This window comes from Sphingobium sp. CR2-8 (genome assembly GCF_035818615.1).
Classification (GTDB): domain Bacteria; phylum Pseudomonadota; class Alphaproteobacteria; order Sphingomonadales; family Sphingomonadaceae; genus Sphingobium.
This window is the reverse complement of the sequence record NZ_JAYKZY010000002.1, coordinates 2,683,791-2,701,597: the sequence shown is the minus strand read 5'-3', so window position 1 is coordinate 2,701,597 and position 17,807 is coordinate 2,683,791. Positions and strand designations below refer to the sequence as shown.

Genomic DNA, 17,807 nt, shown 5'->3' with positions numbered 1-17,807 from the left:
CATTGGGGATGCATTATGATGGTGCGTCAATGAACGATTATGTATCGAGAAGCGAACTGACGCCGGTCGACAGGACCGCCGTGCGTGCCGCATCGCCCGTCCAGGCCGTGCAGCCCGTGGCGGCCAGCCGTTCCACCCAGGCGCCCGTGCAGCAGTCGGCGCAGGCGCCTGCGCAAGGCGTGGTCGTGGACGAAGACGTTGCCAGCGTCGCGGAATATGCCGAAATCCATGCCCAGATCGCGGATATTCTGGCTGGCCTGCAATCCGCAACCAGCAGCGTGGACGATGCGGCGGGCGCGATCCAGGCCATGATCCCGCGCCCCATGGTGCTGGTGCCGCTCCCCCGCCAGCAAGGAAGCGGTCGAACATGCCGCCGTGCTGGCCAGGCGCATCGTGGAACGGGCGTCCTACGCCCACGCCGCGCATGCGCGGGTCGCGCGCGGCACGGTGGATCAGGTCGTCACGCCCGTCCGCTGATCGCAGCCATGGTCCGACATTGCCGGGGCGTCCGTCGATAGGGCTGGCGCACAAAGGCGGCCGCAAAAAATCATTCCTAAAGGTCTTGTCGCTAGCGCCGTTCTATCCCCTTGAAAGGAAGGCGAATGACCACCGTAGGCAACAGCGTATTGAAGGCACTCAACGCAGGGTCGGGTATCGACACCCAGGCGTTGGTGACCAACCTGGTGGCCGCGACCCGCGAGCCGAAACAGGCCGCCATCACCGGTCGTCAATCGCTCAACACCTCGCGCGTTTCCGCGTTGGCTTCCGCCATGAGTTCGCTCAACACCTTTGCCGACGCCCTGACCGAAGTGCTCTCCGGCGCGGCCTATACCGGCACGGCATCGTCCAACGATCCCAGCATCGCATCAGTGACGCTGCTGAGCGGCGGCAGCCCCAAGGGCCTGCCGGCCCAGCTCACCGTGGAGCAGCTCGCCACCGCCCGCGTCTATTCGTCCGGTGCCACAAGTGGTGCGACGGGCAGCACGGTGATCGGCAACGGCAGCTTCACCATCACCAATGCGGCGGGCGTAGCGACCACCATCACGCTCAATTCGACCAACAACACATTCGCCGGCCTGGCCGCCGCCATCAATGCCGGCGACACCGGCGTGACGGCGCGGGTCGTCACCGATACGCAGGGCACCCGGCTCGTCTTCAAGGGCGAAACCGGCGCGGCCAAGGATTTCACGATCAGCACCAGCGCCAACGACAGCGGCAGCATCCTGGGCGGCATGAACTTTGCCAGCACGTCGAGCGCGCAGAATGCCAAGATCACGCTGGACGGCGTCGCCTATGAATATGCCAGCAACACGGTGGATGACGCGATCCCCTATCTGCGGATCGACCTGAACAAGGCGTCGCCGGGTACAAACGTCAACCTGTCCATGAGCCAGCCCACAGCCGGTCTGTCCGATCTGCTCAAGGAATTTGTCGACGCCTACAACACGCTGATGAAGGCGCTGAACACCGCGACGGCGACCGGCGCGGACTCGTCCAGCGCGGGCGTGCTGAACGGGGAAGCAGGCGTGCGCGACATGAAGCGTCAGCTGGCCGCGATCACATCGACTCAGCTGTCGGCGACCGGCACATACCGGACGCTGGCCGACATCGGCGTCGCGACCAACCGCGACGGTACGCTGAAGCTGGATACGGCACGCCTGGCGTCGGCGATGGAAGCGGACCCGGAAGGCATCGCCAACATGGTGAACCCGACGGCGTCCACGACCAGCCTCGGCCTGTCCAAGCTGATGGACAGCGTCCGCGACAATATCGAAAAGGACGACGGTCCGCTCAAATCCGCCCAGAAGCGCTACGAGGCGCTGTCCAGCGACTTTGCCAAGCAGCTGGAGGATCTGGACGAGAAGATGACCAATTACGAAGATCATCTGACCAAAATCTACTCGGCGATGGAAACGCGGCTGTCCGCGCTGAACGCGACGAAAAGTTACCTCGAACAGCAGATCAAGGTCTGGAACAACAGCAACAATTAATCTGGGACGCAAACGATGTTCTATAATCAGGGTTATGCAGGCGCCAGCGCGGCACGCCGCTACGCAGCGGTCCATTCGGGCAGCCGTACCGAAGGCGCGACGCCGCACGCATTGGTTAAGATCCTGTTCGACGAACTGCTCCAGGCGCTGGAAGCGGCGGCGCTGGCCGAACGCCATGGCGACCGGGTCAAGGTGTCGGACAAGCAGGCGCGGGCCATGTCGATCCTGTTCGCGCTCGAATCGAGCCTGGATTTCGACAAGGGCGGCGATATTGCGGTCGGTCTGGCGCAAATCTATCGTGAAGCCCGTCGCCTGTTGCTGGTCGGTGCCAAGGAACGGTCGGCAGAGCCGGTCGATCAGGCGCATGCCATCGTCGCGGAGATCGCCGAAGCCTGGACCCAGATCGGGCGTTAAGGAACGGCGCGACCGCCCGTTCGGGCGGGGTTGCGCCCCAAACATGCCCCCTGTATAGGCGGCACTCGCATAAGGGCGGCCCGGCGGGGGCCGCCTTTTTTGCGTTCTACACTTAAGTTTCGCATTCTGCGAGCCATCGGCTGTTTCAGCCGGCTTCAGAATGTTTTCCAATGCGCACAGGACGCGCAGCATCACCCAGAAAGGGAAGGCCCATGTCGATTACGCCGCTCATGCCCGTTTACCCCCGGTGCGATGTCCGTCCGGTGCGAGGCGAGGGCTGTTATCTGATCGGCGAGCGCGGCGAGCGTTATCTCGACTTTGCCAGCGGCATTGCGGTCAATCTGCTCGGCCATGGCCATCCCAAGCTGGTCAAGGCGATCGCCGATCAGGCCGCGACGCTGATGCATGTGTCGAACCTCTACGGCATGCCACTGGGCGAGCAGTTCGCGCAGAAGCTGGTCGACAATACGTTCGCCGACACCGTCTTCTTCACCAATTCGGGTGCGGAAGCGGTCGAGTGCGCGATCAAGACCGCGCGCCGCTATCATTATGCCAATGGCAATGCCCATCGGCACAAGATCATCAGCTTCGACAACGCCTTCCATGGGCGGACGCTGGGGACGATTTCGGCCACCAGCCAGCCCAAGATGCGCGATGGCTTCGAACCGCTGCTGCCCGGCTTCACCGTGGTGCCGTTCAACGACCTCGACGCCGCGCTGGCGCAGATCGACGACAACACCGCCGGTTTCCTGCTGGAACCGGTGCAGGGTGAGGGGGGTGTCACCCCCGCGACGGCCGCGTTCCTGACCGGTCTGCGCAAGGCGTGCGACGAACGGGGCCTGCTGCTGATCCTGGACGAGGTCCAGTGCGGCTACGCCCGCACCGGCACCTTCTTCGCGCATGAGCAATATGGCATCACGCCCGACATCATGGCAGTGGCCAAGGGCATCGGCGCAGGCTTCCCGCTGGGCGCCTGCCTCGCGACCGAGGAAGCGGCCAAGGGCATGGTCTTCGGTACGCACGGCACCACCTATGGCGGCAACCCGCTCGCCATGGCCGTGGGCCTGACGGTGATCGAGGAAGTGCTGGCCGAGGGCTTCCTGGAGCGCGTAACGGCGATGGGTGCGCGCCTGCGCGCGGCGCTGGAACAGCTGATCCCCAATCATGACGACATGTTCGAGGATGTGCGCGGCATGGGGCTGATGCTGGGCGTCAAGATGAAGGACGGCTATGACGCCCGCACCTTCGTCGGCCATCTGCGCGACCATCATGGCCTGCTGGCCGTGTCGGCCGGGCAGAATGTGCTGCGCATCCTGCCGCCCCTCGTCATCGAGGAAAGCCATATCGCCGAATGCATCGAGAAGATTTCCGCGGGCGCGCGGACCTTCGCCGAGGCCAAGGCGGCCTGACACTATATCTCCAACACCCGTTCGGTTCGAGCTTGTCGAGAACTGTTCTCGATACGCCTTCTCGACAAGCTCGAAGGCTACTCGAACCGAACAGGCGTGGGAGATGGAGGGGGAACCCATGACCAAGCATTTCTTAAATCTAACCGACGCGGGCGGCGACGCGATCGCCGCGATGATCGCCGACGCCATCGACCGGAAGGCCGCACGGGCGGGCAAGCCCAAGGGCGCGGTGGACGCTGACGCGCCGCTGGCCGGCCACACGCTGGCGATGATCTTCGAAAAGAACAGCACGCGGACCCGCGTCAGTTTCGACATGGCGATCCGCCAGCTGGGCGGCACGTCGCTGATCCTGGAAGGGGCCACCAGCCAGATCGGCCGGGGCGAAACGATCGCCGATACCGCGCGCGTCCTCAGCCGGATGTGCGATGCGATCATGATCCGTACGGACGATCATGCCAAGATCGAGGAAATGGCGCAGTACGCCACAGTTCCGGTCGTCAACGGCCTGACCGACCTGTCGCATCCGTGCCAGATCGTCGCCGACCTGCTGACCGTGGTGGAACATGGGCTGGCGCTGCCGGGCAGCCAATGGGCCTGGCTGGGCGATGGCAACAATGTTCTCCACTCGATCGTGGAGGCGGCGGGGTTGCTCAAGTTCGACGTGCGCATGGGCATTCCCGACGGCTATGATCCCGACCCGGCCTTTGCCGACGCGGCCCGCGCTGCCGGGTCGATCATCACCCTGACCCGCGACGCGGCGGAGGCGGTGGCGAACGCGGACGTGGTCGTCACCGACACCTGGATCTCCATGGGGCAGGCCCATGCGGACGCCAAGCTGGCGGCGATGATGCCCTATCAGGTGACGCCGGAACTGATGGCCGGGGCCAAGCGCCAAGCCAAATTCCTGCACTGCCTGCCCGCCCATCGTGGCGAGGAAGTCGTGGCGGAGGTGATAGACGGCCCGCAATCGCTGATCTGGGACGAGGCGGAAAACCGCATCTATGCCCAGAAATCGGTTCTGCTCTGGGCGCTTGGAAAGCTGTAGCCCGACCCTATATGGTCGGTTCCCCTGCCGCGTGTGGGAGGGGGTATGGGAGGGGCCAGCTCCCTCCCATTGCATAACAGACCGTTCCCCAATTCCTCCCGTACAGGGGAGAAGAAAGCATAGCATGTCCGCCTCCGCCCATATCGATCAGGCCCTTGGCTTCACCATCCCCTCGCGCCATGCGCGCGGTCGCCTCGTGCGGCTGGGTCCGGTGCTGGATCAGGTGCTGGCCGCTCATGCCTATCCGCCTGCGATCGAGCGGTTGCTCGCCTCCGCGCTGGTGCTGGCGGCTCTGCTCGGCAGCACGCTCAAGCAGGCGAACGGTCAGCTGACCTTGCAGGCGCAGACGGAAAATGGCGTCGTCAGCCTGCTGGTCGCCGATTACAAGGATGGCGACGTGCGCGGGTACGCCAAATTCGATGCGGACCGCCTGGCCGAACAGGGCGCGGACCCGACCCTGTTCGGGCTGTTCGGCAAGGGCTATCTGGCGATCACCTTCGACCAGTCGGTGTCGGGCGAGCGGTATCAGGGCATCGTCCCGCTGGAAGGGCAATCGCTGGCCGAGGCGGCCGAACATTATTTCTTCCAGTCCGAACAGATCCCTAGCATCATCCAGATCGCGACCCGGCATGAGAAGGGCGCGGGTTGCCTTGCAGGCGGCCTTCTGCTCCAGCATCTGCCCGAAGGCGAAGTGGGGCGCGAGCGGCTGCATGTCCGGCACGACCATCCCGAATGGGAACATGTCCAAGCGCTGGCCCAGACATTGAAGGCGGACGAGCTGACCGACGAAGCGCTGCCGCTGACCGACATCGTGTGGCGGTTGTTCCATGAAGAGGAGGAGGTGCGGGCCACCGACCCCACGCCCCTGGCCAAGGGATGCCGATGCGACCTGGATCATATCCGCGACGTCATCGGGCGCTTCCCTGCCAGCGAACGGGCGGAAATGGCGGATGAAAAGGGCATTATCGGGGTGGATTGCGCCTTTTGCTCGCGCCTCTTTCCGCTCGCGCTCGATAGTTTTGTCGCGCACTGATCCCAAAGGGCCTTGGCCGGGATATTTGCGATTGGGGCAGGTGCGGTCGTGGGCGCTATCAAAATGCCGTAATTATATGGCATGGCCCTTATGGCTTTCTGGAAGAAACGGGCGGGATCATGACGGTAGCGGGATTGCGTGCGTTCGGCGCACTGGCGATAGTGACGGCAATGACGGGTTCGGCCTGGGCGGCGGCAAATGCGCCCGCGCCGCAGGCCTTGCGCGGGTTGGAGACCGGCGAATGGGAGTTGCGTGGTCGCGGGGAAGGCGCCGAAACGCGCAAGCTCTGCATCAGCGACCTGCGCCAACTGTTGCAGGTCCAGCATGGTCGTACCATGTGCCGCAGCTTCATCGTCAGCGACGACGCGCATGCGGTCACGGTCACCTATGATTGCGCCGCAGCGGGCAATGGCCGCACCGACCTGCGCGTGGAGACCAACCGGCTGGTGCAGATCCGTTCGCAGGGCATAGCGAACGGCGCGCCCTTCTCTTTCTCGGCGGAAGGACGGCGCATTGGCGAATGCCCCTGATCGTCCGACGCTTGCACCGCGCCGCGGTGAAGGGTAGCGCGGGACCATGGTTGCCAATAACGGAAAATTCGCCGTCGTGCTGCTGTCTGGCGGGCTCGACTCAATGGTTGCGGGCGGTCTGGCGCGCGAGGCCGGCTATCGCATCCTCGCTTTGTCGATTGACTATAATCAGCGGCATCGTGTCGAGCTGCGCGCCGCCGCGCGCGTCGCCGAAGCGCTCAACGCGATCCGGCACATCGTCCTGCCGCTGGACTTGACGGCCTTTGGCGGATCGGCCCTGACCGCCGACATCGCCGTGCCGAAGGGCGGGGTGGGCGATGCAATTCCGGTGACCTATGTCCCGGCGCGCAACACCATCTTCCTGTCCCTGACGCTGGGCCTGGCCGAAGTGGCGGGTGCGAGCGACATCTTCATCGGTGTCAACGCGCTCGATTATTCGGGCTATCCCGACTGTCGTCCCGAATTTATCGACGCCTTCCAGAAGATGGCCACGCTGGCGACGAAGGCGGGGGTGGAAGGCCATCCGATCCGTATCCAGACGCCGCTGCAATTTATGAGCAAGGCGGACATCGCGCGCGAAGCCGATCGGCTGGGGCTGGACGCGGGCATCAGTTGGTCCTGCTATGATCCGACGCCCGACGGCAAGCATTGCGGCCTGTGCGACAGTTGCCGCCTGCGGTCCAAGGGTTATCAGGAAGCAGGCCTGCCCGATCCCACCATCTACGCCGCGCAGCCCTGAAAGGCGGACGGCGATGAGCTATGCGGTCAAGGAAATGTTCCTGACGCTTCAGGGGGAGGGGGTGCAGGCCGGACGGCGCGCCGTCTTCCTACGTTTTGCCGGCTGCAATCTGTGGAGCGGGCGGGAGCAGGACAGGCGCGATGCCGTCTGCCGCTTCTGCGACACCGATTTCGTCGGCACCGACGGCCTGGGCGGCGGCAAGTTCGCGCATGCCGATGCGCTGACCGATGCGGCGCTTGGCTTTTGGGGCGAGAGGGCGGAGGGGCGTTATATCGTCCTGACCGGTGGCGAGCCGATGTTGCAGGTCGACGACGCGCTGGTCGACGCGCTGCATGCGCGCGGTTTTACCATCGCGATCGAGAGCAACGGCACCTTGCCCGTCCATCCCGGCATCGACTGGATCTGCATCAGTCCCAAGGCGGGCAGCGCCGTCGTGCAGCGGTCGGGCAACGAATTGAAGCTGGTCTGGCCGCAGCCCGATGGCGGCCATGCCCTGGCGGACGTGGCGGCGATGGAGGGGTGGGCGTTCGACCATCACCTGCTCCAGCCGCTGGACGATGCCCATGCCGCCGACAACGCCCGTGCCGCCATCGCGCTAGTCATGGACCGGCCGCAATGGCGACTAACGGTGCAGGCCCATAAATATCTGGGCCTGCGTTAACCGATCAGGCGATCAGGGCTTCAGCCCGATTTTGTCGTTCCAGGCCTGCTGGCACAGGGGCAGGAGGACGCCCTTCTTCCAGCATTTGGGGTCGAATGAGGGGAGGGCGACGACATAGTCATAACCGGGCGACCCATAAAATTGCTCGCCTGCCGCAACCAGCGATTTCTTGATCGATCCCAACCCCGCGCGGCCCACTTCGTGCAGGGTGCCGCGGTCGGCAAAGATGGCCTGCCGTCCGACTTCCGCAGTCGCGAGGCAGAAACCCTTCTGCGCCTGAACGGTGGAATAGCCCGAATAGATACGGGTATTATACATGTCGGACGCCGACTGGCCCGCCTTGCCCTTGCCTGCGGTCCGCTGGAAATAGGCGAGCAAGGCGGCCTGCGCAGCGTCCAGTTCCGCGTCATGATGCGCGATCATCGCGTTGTAATTGCTGATAGACAGCAAGGTCGGTTCGAACTGGCATTGCAGCGCGCCGACGTTGAGCGCCGCGCGCAAATTCCAGGCGAGGCCTGCCTTGATCTCCGCCGCCGTCGCGCCGGGCAGACCCATGGCGGTCGCAGCCGCCTCGTCAGTCAGCGGCGGTGCGCTCAGATCGGGGGGCGACCAGAAAAACTGGGCCGATGCCGGTTGCGCGATCATCGGCGCGACAGCCAGGGTCAAACCGGCGATCGCGCGGCGCAACGGGGAACGCAATGTCATTGATTCTGCCTCTCTGGAAGCGCGCCATATCAGCGTCTTCATTCTATTTTCGCGACTGTATCGGTCCTGAACGATGCAAGCCTGCTTTATTGGTCGGACAGGACTTCCGCTTCCTGCGCCGGTGCCTTTTCAGGGTCGGCCTTTGCGGGCGCGCTGCCATTGGCCGCGGCGTTGCCTTCCGGCAGGGCAATCGCCGTGCCCTCGCTTTGGACGCCGTCCAGGTCGGTCATGGCGTCGGTCGCGGTGCCGTCCACCACTTCCATATCCTTCATCTGCACCTTGTTGCCGCCTTCTTCCTTGCCACCGCAGGCGGCCAGCGACAGGCAGCCGACGATCAGCGTGGCGGTAACGATATGGCGCATCCCTGTCTCCTTGCGGCGGTCCATGCCCGGCAGGCGTCCACCCGGCAACAGAAGGCGCGACCCTAGCTTCCCATTTCGCATTGCTCAACCCCTGTGCCGCAACGGCGCAAGCGGCTGAGAAACGCCGGGAAATGCGTCTTGAGCGCCTCGTCCAGCGCCGCCATGGAGGCGTTGCCGCCCAGTGCCGCGATGCTGGTGACCGGATATTCGGCGATGCCACACGGTATGATGCCACCGAAATGGGACAGGTCGGGATCGACGTTGATCGAAAAGCCGTGGAGCGTGACCCAGCGTCGCACACGGATGCCCAATGCGCCGATCTTCGCTTCGCCCTGTTGCGGATCGTCTGCCCAGATGCCGATACGCCCTTCCTCGCGCCGCGCCAAAACGCCCATTTCGCCCAGTGCTGCGATCATCCAGCCTTCGAGATGATGGACGAAGTTGCGAACATCCTTGCCGCGCTTGCCCAGATCGATGTTGAGATAGCCGATCCGCTGCCCCGGCCCATGATAGGTGTAGCGCCCGCCGCGCCCGGCATCATGGACAGGAAAGCGCGAGTCGAGCAGTTCGGCGGGGTCCGCGCTGGTCCCGGCAGTGTAGAGCGGCGGATGCTCCAGCAACCACACCCGTTCCGGCGCTTCCCCGGCGGCAATGGCCGCCGCGCGCGCCTCCATATCGGCCAGCGCGGTCGGATAGTCGCGCAGGCCCAGATCGATTCGCCATTCGACGTCTTGGGCGGGGGGCGGGGCAGGGGATGAATTGGGAGGCATGTCGGACATGGGGCGCTTCCTTGACTTGGGCGAGCCGAACGATCAAGTCTCGCGCCGCATTTGAGCTTTAGCATCACAGGGCAGGCAGCATAGATATGACGACAATGTCGATCGGCAAGGCGTGGGAGGAGGCGGTCGTCTTCGTCGCGCGCGAAGCGACGCTGCTGTTCCCGGTGGCTTTGTTGTTCGTGGCGCTGCCTGGCCTGATCCTGCAGGAAATGACGCCGCCCGAATTGCAGGCCTGGTTCGCCGCGCCCAAGCCGGACACGATTCCGGCCATGCCGCCCGGCTTCGCGCTGGCGATGCTGTTGACCATCATCCTCATCTGGTTCGGATCGCTCGCCCTGTTCGCCCTGGCGCTGCGCCCCGGCATCAGCGTCGGGGAAGCGCTGCGCATGAGCTTTGCGCGATTGCCGGTCCTGATCGGGACGGCGCTGGTCGTGGTCGGCCTGGTCGCTGGCATCTTCACGGTGGCGGTGCTGGTCGGCGTGGTCTTTTCGCTCGCGTCCAAGCAACTGGCCGCCGCGATCGGTCTGCTGCTGGGCTTCGCTGCGGTCGGCGCAGTGTTTTTCGCCAGCATCCGGCTGGTCCTGCTCAACCCGGTCGTGATCGACAGCCGGGCGGGCGTGATGGACTCGCTGCGCCGCGCCTGGGCGCTGACGCGCGGCCATTTCTGGCGGCTTTTCGGCTTCCTCGTCCTCGTGATGCTGCTGTCGACCATCGCCGCATCGGTGGCGCAGCTGATCGTGGGTCTGCTCGGCGGCATGATCGCCGGGCCGGACGGTGCGCGCCTGGCCGGTGGGATTGCGGGGGCGGCCGTGTCGAGCATCGTTCAGGTCTATATGCTGGTGATGCTGGCGCGGCTCTATCGTCAGGCGCAGCCGCAGGACGTGGCCGACACCTTTCGCTAGAGGCGTCCCAATATCGGCACATGCGGCGCGGCGTCGCGCGGCAGTATGCCGACGAGGCGTGGATCGGCGAACGTCTCGATCTCCCGGCCATAGGGGACGAAGCCGGATTTGACGTAGAATCCCAGCGCGACCGGGCTGTCGAGCGTGCAGGTGTGGACCCAGAACCGCTCCACGCCCTTGCGCCAGGCCAGCGATTTGGCCTGCGCCATCAGCCAGCCGCCCAGCCCCTTGCCATTCAATTCCGGCACCAGCCCGAAAAAGCCCAGTTCACAATCGGGCAGGGACCGGAAATCGAGTTCCAGCAAGCCGACTTCGGTGCTGCGCGGATCGGTGACGGCATAGACCTCCACCGCCGGGTCGTGGACGATCGCGGCCAGCTCCGAATCCTGCATGACCAGCCGCGAAAACCACAGCCACGGCGCGCCGACCCGGCGGAACAGCGTGCGATAGGCGTCCAGATCCGCCGTCTTCCAAGGCACGAGGCGCAAGGGGGCAGGCGGGATCGGCGCGGGCCTTGGTCGTTCGCGCATTTCCAGATGGGTGACGATCGTCGCCACCATCCCCGGCTCGACCGGCGTCAGCGCCACGATGTCAGCTCCAGCTCGCCATCGGTGGCAGGCTCATCAAAATGGCGTCGATATTGCCGCCGGTCTTGAGGCCGAACAGGGTGCCGCGATCATGCACCAGGTTGAATTCGGCGTAGCGCCCGCGCCATTCCAGCATGGTGCGATAGTCCGCCTCGCTCCATGGGTCGTCCATACGCCGCCGCACGATCGGGGGAACGCGTTTAGAAAGGCGTCGCCCACCGCGCGGGTGAAGGCGAAATTCGCATCGAACGCCACATCGTCCGCGCATTCGAGATGATCGTAGAAGATGCCGCCGACACCGCGATGGACACCGCGATGGGGGATGAAGAAATATTCGTCCGCCCATGCTTTGAATCGGGGATAATGGTCCGGGTCATGCGCGTCGCAGGCGGCCTTGAACATGGCGTGGAAATGATCCGTATCCTCGGGCCTGGGCAGGGGCGGATTGAGGTCGGCGCCGCCGCCGAACCAGCTTTTGGTCGTGACCAGATAGCGGGTGTTCATATGCACGGCCGGGACGTGGGGATTGGCCATATGCGCGACCAGGCTGATCCCGGTGGCGAAGAAGGCGGGGTTGTCGGCCGCGCCATGAATTGTCTGGGCGAAGCCGGGGGCGAATTCGCCGCCCACGGTCGACACGTTGACGCCGACCTTTTCGAAGACCTTGCCCTTCATCACGCCGCGCACGCCACCGCCGCCTTCGCCCGGCGCCTGGCCTTCGGCTTCCCGGTCCCAGGCGGTATAGCCGAAGCGCGCGTCGCTGCCCGCTTCGCGCTCGATCGCCTCGAACGCCGCGCAGATACGGTCGCGCAGCGATTCGAACCAACTGCGCGCCGCCTGCTGTCGGGCGTCCAGGGGGAAGGGGACGGTGGGAATCGGATTGCTGTCGGTCATTCAGGAAACTTTCCGGTCTGGCGAAGGGCTTCGGCGACGGCGATGCCGGTCGAAACGGCGATGTTCAGCGATCGAAAGCCGGGCGCCATCGGGATGCGGATGCGAACATCGGCCAGATCGCGCACGTCGGTCGGCACGCCTGCGCTTTCCGATCCCATCAACAGGACGTCGTCGGCCTGAAACTGAACATCCGGCAGTTTCTGGGAGGCGTGGGCGCTCATCAGCATCAGGCGGCGGCCCTGCGCGCGACGCGCGGCGTCGAAATCGGCGAAATTGGCGTGGCGGGTGACATCGGCGGCCTCCCCATAATCCATCGCCGCGCGTTTGAGCCGTGTGTCGGAGAAAGCGAATCCGGTCGGCATGATGATGTCCACAGGCACGGCGAAGCAGGCCGCCAGACGCAGGATCGCGCCGACATTGCCGGCGATTTCGGGTTGATAAAGGGCAATACGCATGCCCCGCGCCTTAATGCACTGCGGCAAATTGTCATAGGGCTGGCGAGTTTGCTGTTGGCAAAGAGCCGCCAGTCCGGTTATCAGGCCCCGAACCACGCCAGGGGGTAGGCGGGGGCCGTATCTATATGGCACCGTAAATCCCTTGATAAACAGGGTCGATCACGGCATTGCGGCGGGATCAGGGAACGTTATTGCAAGGGTAGAGGTGCATGGCGAGCGTTGAACATATAGACGGCACGGGTCCATCCGGCGAAGATGGCGTGCGCCGCCGCGATTTTATCAACATCGCCGCGGTGAGCTTTGCGGGAGTCGGCGCGGTCGCCGTGGTCCTGCCGCTCATCGACCAGATGAACCCCAGCGCCGACGTGCTGGCCCTCGCGTCGACCGAAGTCGACTTGTCCGCGATCCAGCCGGGCCAGGCGATCAAGACCACCTTCCGCAGCCAGCCGCTCTTCGTGCGCCAGCTGACCCCCAAGGAAATCGCCGAAGCCGACAAGGTCGACGCCTCCACCCTGCGCGACCCGCAGACGCTGGAAGAGCGCACCGTCGACGGCAAGAAGGAGTGGCTGGTGACGATGGGCGTCTGCACCCATCTGGGCTGCGTGCCGCTGGGCGCGGGCGAAGGTGAAAATCGCGGCGAATTTGGCGGCTATTTCTGCCCTTGCCACGGGTCGTCCTACGACACCGCTGCGCGCATCCGCAAAGGCCCCGCGCCCAAGAACCTGGAAGTGCCGAAGTTCAGCTTCACTTCCGACACCGCCATTCTCGTAGGCTGAGGTAAGAAACGATGAGCTTTCCCTGGGCTGAGCATTATACGCCGAAGCATCCCGTGATGCAGTGGGTCGACGAGAAGCTGCCTGTGCCGCGCCTCGTCTACAATGCGATCGGCGCTGGCTATCCGGTGCCGCGCAACCTCAACTATTTCTGGAACTTCGGTGTTCTCGCCGGCTTGGCGCTGGTGATCCAGATCGTGACCGGCATCATCATGGCGATGCATTATGGCGCCAATGACCTGGTCGCTTTCGGCACCGTCGAACAGACGATGCGCGACGTCAATGCCGGCTGGCTGATGCGCTATGCGCACGCCAACGGCGCCAGCTTCTTCTTCATCGTGGTCTATCTCCACATCTTCCGCGGCCTCTATTTCGGCTCCTACAAGGCGCCTCGCGAAATGGTGTGGCTGCTCGGCCTCGTCATCTTCCTGCTGATGATGGCGACAGCCTTCATGGGCTATGTGTTGCCCTGGGGGCAGATGAGCTATTGGGGTGCGAAGGTCATCACCGGCCTGTTCGGCGCGATCCCGGTCGTGGGCGAGCCGATCCAGACCTGGCTTCTGGGCGGCTTTGCCCCCGGCAACGCCTCGCTCAACCGCTTCTTCTCGCTGCACTTCCTGCTGCCCTTCGTGATTGCGGGCGTCATCATCCTGCACATCTGGGCGCTGCATATTCCGGGGTCCTCGAACCCGACCGGCGTGGAAGTGAAGGGGCCGCAGGACACTGTGCCCTTCCATCCCTATTACACCGCCAAGGATGGTTTCGGCGCGGGCGTCTTCCTGATCGCCTTCTCGATCCTGCTGTTCTTCGCGCCCAACTTCCTGGGCCATCCGGATAACTATATCGAGGCGAACCCGCTCTCGACCCCCGCTCACATCGTGCCGGAATGGTATTTCTGGCCCTTCTACGCCATCCTGCGCGCCTTCACGGTGGACTTCTTCTTCGTCCCCGCCAAGCTGCTGGGCGTGCTGGCGATGTTCGCGTCGATCCTGCTGCTCTTCTTCCTGCCCTGGCTCGACACCTCGCCGGTGCGGTCGGGCAAATATCGGCCGACCTTCAACAAGTTCTTCTGGATACTCGTCATTGACGTGCTGATACTGGGCTGGTTGGGCGGCGCGCCGGCGGAAGAACCCTATGTCATGATGAGCCAGGTCGCGGCGGCCTATTATTTCGCCCACTTCCTGATCATCCTTCCGCTGATCTCGCGCTTTGAAAAGCCGCTGCCGCTGCCCGGCTCGATCACTGAGGCGGTGCTGGCGAAATATGGCAAGACCGACGGCGCAACCGTCGCGGTCCCGGCCGAATAAGGGGTAGATAAGACCATGGTTCGCATTGGCGCATTCCTCGTCGGCCTCTTCTTTGCAGGCTGGCTGTTCATTTCCTTCCTGATCGGCGCGGTGGCTTATGTCTCCGAGCCGCCAGTCCCCACGGTGGAACATGAATTCCACCTGGCGCCCAAGCATGTGGCTTTCTCGTTCGACGGGCCGCTCGGCAAATATGACCAGGCGCAGTTGCAGCGCGGCTTTCAGGTGTTCAAGGAGGTCTGCTCGGCCTGCCACAGCCTGAAGTTCGTCGCGTTCCGTGATCTTGCGGCGCTTGGCTATAACGAAGCCGAAGTGAAGGCGATCGCCAAGCAGTGGGCGATCAAGACGCCGTCGGTCGACCCGGCCACCGGCGAGGCTTCCAGCCGCGAACCGGTTCCGGCCGATCACTTCCCCAAGCCCTTCGCGAACAATGTCGCGGCGGCGGCGGCGAACAACAATGCGATCCCGCCAGACCTGTCGCTGATGACCAAGGCCCGCCACCATGGCAGCGCCTATGTCTATTCGCTGCTGACCGGCTTCCAGGCGCAGCCTGCGGAACTGCTCAAGGAATTCCCGGACGCCAAGACGCCGGAAGGGCTGCACTACAACCCTTATTTCCCGAACCTCAACCTTGCCATGGCACCGCCGCTGACGGCCGAGGGCCAGGTCACTTACGGCGACGGCACCAAGCCGACCGTAGACCAGATGGCGAAGGACGTAGCGGCCTTCCTGACCTGGACCGCCGAACCCAAGCTGGAAAACCGCCGTCGTGCAGGTCTGGCGACGATCTTCTTCCTGCTGATCGCCACGGGCCTGGCTTACATGTCCTATCAGAATATCTGGGCGGACAAGAAAAAGGCGGCCTGACCGCCCGACGCTATAGGGCGAAAGTTATAAGGGCGCGGTTTCTTGAGGAAGCCGCGCCCTTTCTCTATGGAGCAGCCCATGAGCATCGACAGCCTGACGGCCCTGATCCGCACCATCCCGGATTTTCCAAAGCCGGGCATCCAGTTCCGCGACGTGACGACCCTGTTGGCCGATGGTCCGGGTTTTGCCGAACTGGTGGATCGCCTGACCGCAGTCGCCCGGCCGCTGGACCCCGACCTGATCGTGGGGATCGAGGCGCGGGGGTTCATTTTGGGCGCAGCGCTGGCGGTCGCATTGGGCAAGGGCTTCGTGCCGGTGCGCAAAAAGGGCAAGCTGCCCGGCAAGACTGTCGGCATCGACTATGTGCTGGAATATGGCACCGACCGACTGGAACTGCATGAAGGGCAGGTGCCACGAGGTGCGCGGGTCATCTTGGTCGACGATCTCATCGCCACGGGCGGCACCGCGCTCGCCGCTGCGCAGTTGTTGCGCGAACAGGGGGCAAGCGTGCTGATGGCCCTGTTCGCGGTCGACCTGCCCGATCTGGGCGGCAAGGCGGCGTTGGAGGCCGATGGGGTCGCGTCGCAGGCGCTGATCCTGTTCGAAGGCGACTGATCGGCCCGGGCGCATATATGATGACGGGCAATCTCCAGATCCGGTGCGCGATAATCGCCGTGCTGTTGCTGGCATCGGGCTGCGCGACGCCGCTGCCTCACCGGGCCATGACCTGTGCGCAGGCTACACCGCCGACCGTCGCGGTAGAGGCGGACGGTAAGATCGCGACCACCACTCTGACGGTGCTGACCTATAATATCGAAGGTCTGGGGTGGCCCGCACGCGCAGGACGCGCGCCTTCGCTCCACGCCATCGGGGAACGTCTGGCAGCCCTGCGCAGGGAGGGCCGCGCGCCCGATGTCGTCCTGTTCCAGGAAATGTTCAGCGGCGCTGCGAAGCGGGCCGTTACCGCCACCGGCTATCCCGCCATCGTCACCGGCCCGCGCCGCACGACCCGCGCGCGCAATGCGACGAAGGAGGTGCTGCCGGGGCGTTCCCATATCAAGCGTGGCGAAATCGGCCTGCATCTGACGGGTGGCGGGCTGGCCATCGCATCGCGCTATGCGATCATCCACGGCGATAGGCATGCCTATGGTCGCCGCTCCTGCGCCGGCCTCGACTGCCTCGCCAACAAGGGCATCGTCCTGGCGCGGGTCGCGATTCCCGGCGTCCCGACGCCAGTCGACATCTATAATACCCATATGAACAGCCGCGGCGCATCCCGCGCACCCGACCACCGCAATCTCGCCGCGCATGATCGCCAGTCGCTTGAAGCTTCGGCGTTCATCGACCGCTCTCATGACGACGCCTATCCGTTGATCTTCGGCGGCGATTTCAACATGCGGCACTCCGAACCGAGGTGGGAGAATTTCTCGCGCTATCAATCGCTCGACCTGGTGCATCGCGTCTGCGCGGATCGCTCATCCGGTTGCGACGTGCGCCTGTCCTGGGATGGACAGCAGCCCTGGATGGATACGCAGGATCTGCAATTTTTCTGGACGGGCGACCATGTTGCGATCCGGCCCGTGCGGGTCGAAGCGATGTTCGATGGCGGCGCCGACGGCCCCCAGCTTTCCGATCATGACGGCCTGCTCGTAACCTATCGGCTTTCCTGGCCTAAAGACATGGTCGTGCAGAACGGTTGCTGAGACGCTTTCGCTTGGCTCAGCGCGTCCGGCAGCAGGTCCACCGCTGCCGCCAGACGTTCGTCCAGCAGGCCAAGCAGTTCCATCCAGCCATGGATATGATCCAGCTCGCCCGGCCCGTCCGACACGCCGCGCAGGCCCATCAGCGGCACGTCGAAGCGCGCGCAGGCCCGCGCCACCGCAAAGGTTTCCATGTCGACCATGTCGGCGTCGATCGCGGCATAGTCTTCGCCACCCACGATGTTCGCGCCCGTGGATAGTCGCGCTGTCGGGATGGCGAGGGGTGTGACCAGCGGCAGGTCGACCGGATGATCGATGAAAGGCGTCACCCCTTTTGTAAAGCCCAGCCGCGACGCGTCCATGTCACGCCACGATACGCTGGACATCTGGAAGACATCACCCAGCGGGCAGATACGCGATCCCGCCGATCCCAGGCAAACCACCAGATCGGGCAGTGCCTTAAGTCGCGCCATGTCATGCAGGGCGATGCCCGTCGCCAGCGCAGCCTCCACGGGGCCGACACCGGTCATCACAGGTGTGAAACGCGCGCGCAGATGCGGACCATATTCGGCTTCCACCGCCATGACGAACAATATGCGTTTATTGGCAATCGTTTCGTAGCCCGGCGTCATGTCCAGCCTCCTGGTTGATCGTCCG

At 64.3% G+C, this 17,807-nt stretch carries 21 protein-coding genes and 1 pseudogene; 15 read left to right on the top strand and 7 right to left on the bottom strand.

The window, feature by feature from the left end; genetic code table 11:
- The first annotated feature begins 29 nt into the window (after positions 1–29).
- The 9 genes from U5A82_RS17060 (at position 30) to queE (ending at position 7,822) form a co-directional block, all read left to right on the top strand.
- Entirely contained in the window at positions 30–518 is a 489-nt protein-coding gene (locus U5A82_RS17060) for a hypothetical protein (RefSeq protein ID WP_326292037.1), read from the top strand.
- Between the two features lie 84 nt (positions 519–602).
- Positions 603–1,991 (top strand): flagellar filament capping protein FliD, encoded by a 1,389-nt coding sequence (gene fliD / locus U5A82_RS17055; protein ID WP_326292036.1) that lies wholly within the window; start codon positions 603–605, stop codon positions 1,989–1,991.
- A 15-nt stretch (positions 1,992–2,006) separates the two neighbouring features.
- Positions 2,007–2,405, top strand: coding sequence for a flagellar export chaperone FliS (locus U5A82_RS17050; RefSeq protein ID WP_326292035.1), 399 nt, complete (start codon positions 2,007–2,009; stop codon positions 2,403–2,405).
- 212 nt (positions 2,406–2,617) lie between these two features.
- Positions 2,618–3,814, top strand: a complete 1,197-nt coding sequence (locus U5A82_RS17045) for an aspartate aminotransferase family protein (protein ID WP_326292034.1) — start codon at positions 2,618–2,620, stop codon at positions 3,812–3,814.
- 118 nt (positions 3,815–3,932) lie between these two features.
- On the top strand, positions 3,933–4,859 hold the full coding sequence (gene argF, locus U5A82_RS17040) for an ornithine carbamoyltransferase (RefSeq protein WP_326292032.1): 927 nt from the start codon (positions 3,933–3,935) through the stop codon (positions 4,857–4,859).
- Positions 4,860–4,983: 124 nt separating this feature from the next.
- On the top strand, positions 4,984–5,892 hold the full coding sequence (gene hslO / locus U5A82_RS17035; RefSeq protein WP_326292031.1) for an Hsp33 family molecular chaperone HslO: 909 nt from the start codon (positions 4,984–4,986) through the stop codon (positions 5,890–5,892).
- 119 nt (positions 5,893–6,011) lie between these two features.
- The gene (locus tag U5A82_RS17030; protein WP_326292030.1) at positions 6,012–6,422 is read left to right on the top strand and encodes a DUF3617 domain-containing protein; all 411 of its coding nucleotides are present in this window, start codon (positions 6,012–6,014) and stop codon (positions 6,420–6,422) included.
- Positions 6,423–6,468: 46 nt separating this feature from the next.
- Positions 6,469–7,161 carry a 7-cyano-7-deazaguanine synthase QueC gene (gene queC / locus U5A82_RS17025; protein ID WP_326292028.1) on the top strand — a complete coding sequence of 231 codons (693 nt, stop codon included), beginning with the start codon at positions 6,469–6,471 and terminating at the stop codon, positions 7,159–7,161.
- A gap of 13 nt (positions 7,162–7,174) precedes the next feature.
- Positions 7,175–7,822, top strand: coding sequence for a 7-carboxy-7-deazaguanine synthase (queE, locus tag U5A82_RS17020; protein ID WP_326292026.1), 648 nt, complete (start codon positions 7,175–7,177; stop codon positions 7,820–7,822).
- A 12-nt stretch (positions 7,823–7,834) separates the two neighbouring features.
- Here queE and U5A82_RS17015 read toward each other — a convergent pair whose 3' ends face one another.
- The 3 genes from U5A82_RS17015 to lipB form a co-directional block, all read right to left on the bottom strand.
- Positions 7,835–8,527, bottom strand: coding sequence for a hypothetical protein (locus U5A82_RS17015; RefSeq protein WP_326292025.1), 693 nt, complete (start codon positions 8,525–8,527; stop codon positions 7,835–7,837).
- An 86-nt stretch (positions 8,528–8,613) separates the two neighbouring features.
- Positions 8,614–8,889, bottom strand: a complete 276-nt coding sequence (locus U5A82_RS17010; RefSeq protein WP_326292024.1) for a hypothetical protein — start codon at positions 8,887–8,889, stop codon at positions 8,614–8,616.
- A 62-nt stretch (positions 8,890–8,951) separates the two neighbouring features.
- The gene (gene lipB, locus U5A82_RS17005; protein ID WP_326292975.1) at positions 8,952–9,659 is read right to left on the bottom strand and encodes a lipoyl(octanoyl) transferase LipB; all 708 of its coding nucleotides are present in this window, start codon (positions 9,657–9,659) and stop codon (positions 8,952–8,954) included.
- Between the two features lie 95 nt (positions 9,660–9,754).
- On the opposite strand from lipB, the gene U5A82_RS17000 reads away from it, so the two are divergent.
- Complete coding sequence (locus U5A82_RS17000) at positions 9,755–10,570, top strand: DUF7847 domain-containing protein (RefSeq protein WP_326292023.1); 816 nt, start codon at positions 9,755–9,757, stop codon at positions 10,568–10,570.
- Here the strand turns inward: U5A82_RS17000 and U5A82_RS16995 are convergent.
- The 3 genes and pseudogenes from U5A82_RS16995 to U5A82_RS16985 form a co-directional block, all read right to left on the bottom strand.
- Positions 10,567–11,157 carry a GNAT family N-acetyltransferase gene (locus U5A82_RS16995; protein WP_326292022.1) on the bottom strand — a complete coding sequence of 197 codons (591 nt, stop codon included), beginning with the start codon at positions 11,155–11,157 and terminating at the stop codon, positions 10,567–10,569. The genes U5A82_RS17000 and U5A82_RS16995 overlap by 4 nt on opposite strands.
- Positions 11,158–11,161: 4 nt before the next feature.
- Positions 11,162–11,937, bottom strand: a pseudogene (hemF, locus tag U5A82_RS16990) (oxygen-dependent coproporphyrinogen oxidase).
- 110 nt (positions 11,938–12,047) lie between these two features.
- A complete protein-coding gene (locus U5A82_RS16985) occupies positions 12,048–12,506 on the bottom strand; it encodes a tRNA (cytidine(34)-2'-O)-methyltransferase (protein ID WP_326292021.1) in 459 nt (152 codons plus the stop codon).
- A gap of 209 nt (positions 12,507–12,715) precedes the next feature.
- On the opposite strand from U5A82_RS16985, the gene petA reads away from it, so the two are divergent.
- The 5 genes from petA (at position 12,716) to U5A82_RS16960 (ending at position 17,153) form a co-directional block, all read left to right on the top strand.
- Positions 12,716–13,282, top strand: coding sequence for a ubiquinol-cytochrome c reductase iron-sulfur subunit (gene petA, locus U5A82_RS16980; protein ID WP_326292020.1), 567 nt, complete (start codon positions 12,716–12,718; stop codon positions 13,280–13,282).
- Between the two features lie 11 nt (positions 13,283–13,293).
- Positions 13,294–14,586, top strand: coding sequence for a cytochrome b (locus tag U5A82_RS16975; RefSeq protein ID WP_326292019.1), 1,293 nt, complete (start codon positions 13,294–13,296; stop codon positions 14,584–14,586).
- Between the two features lie 15 nt (positions 14,587–14,601).
- On the top strand, positions 14,602–15,450 hold the full coding sequence (locus U5A82_RS16970; protein ID WP_326292018.1) for a cytochrome c1: 849 nt from the start codon (positions 14,602–14,604) through the stop codon (positions 15,448–15,450).
- A gap of 78 nt (positions 15,451–15,528) precedes the next feature.
- Entirely contained in the window at positions 15,529–16,065 is a 537-nt protein-coding gene (locus U5A82_RS16965) for an adenine phosphoribosyltransferase (RefSeq protein WP_326292017.1), read from the top strand.
- A gap of 17 nt (positions 16,066–16,082) precedes the next feature.
- A complete protein-coding gene (locus U5A82_RS16960; RefSeq protein WP_326292016.1) occupies positions 16,083–17,153 on the top strand; it encodes an endonuclease/exonuclease/phosphatase family protein in 1,071 nt (356 codons plus the stop codon).
- Here the strand turns inward: U5A82_RS16960 and U5A82_RS16955 are convergent.
- Complete coding sequence (locus U5A82_RS16955) at positions 17,105–17,782, bottom strand: 5'-methylthioadenosine/S-adenosylhomocysteine nucleosidase (protein WP_326292014.1); 678 nt, start codon at positions 17,780–17,782, stop codon at positions 17,105–17,107. The genes U5A82_RS16960 and U5A82_RS16955 overlap by 49 nt on opposite strands.
- Positions 17,783–17,807 lie beyond the last annotated feature (25 nt).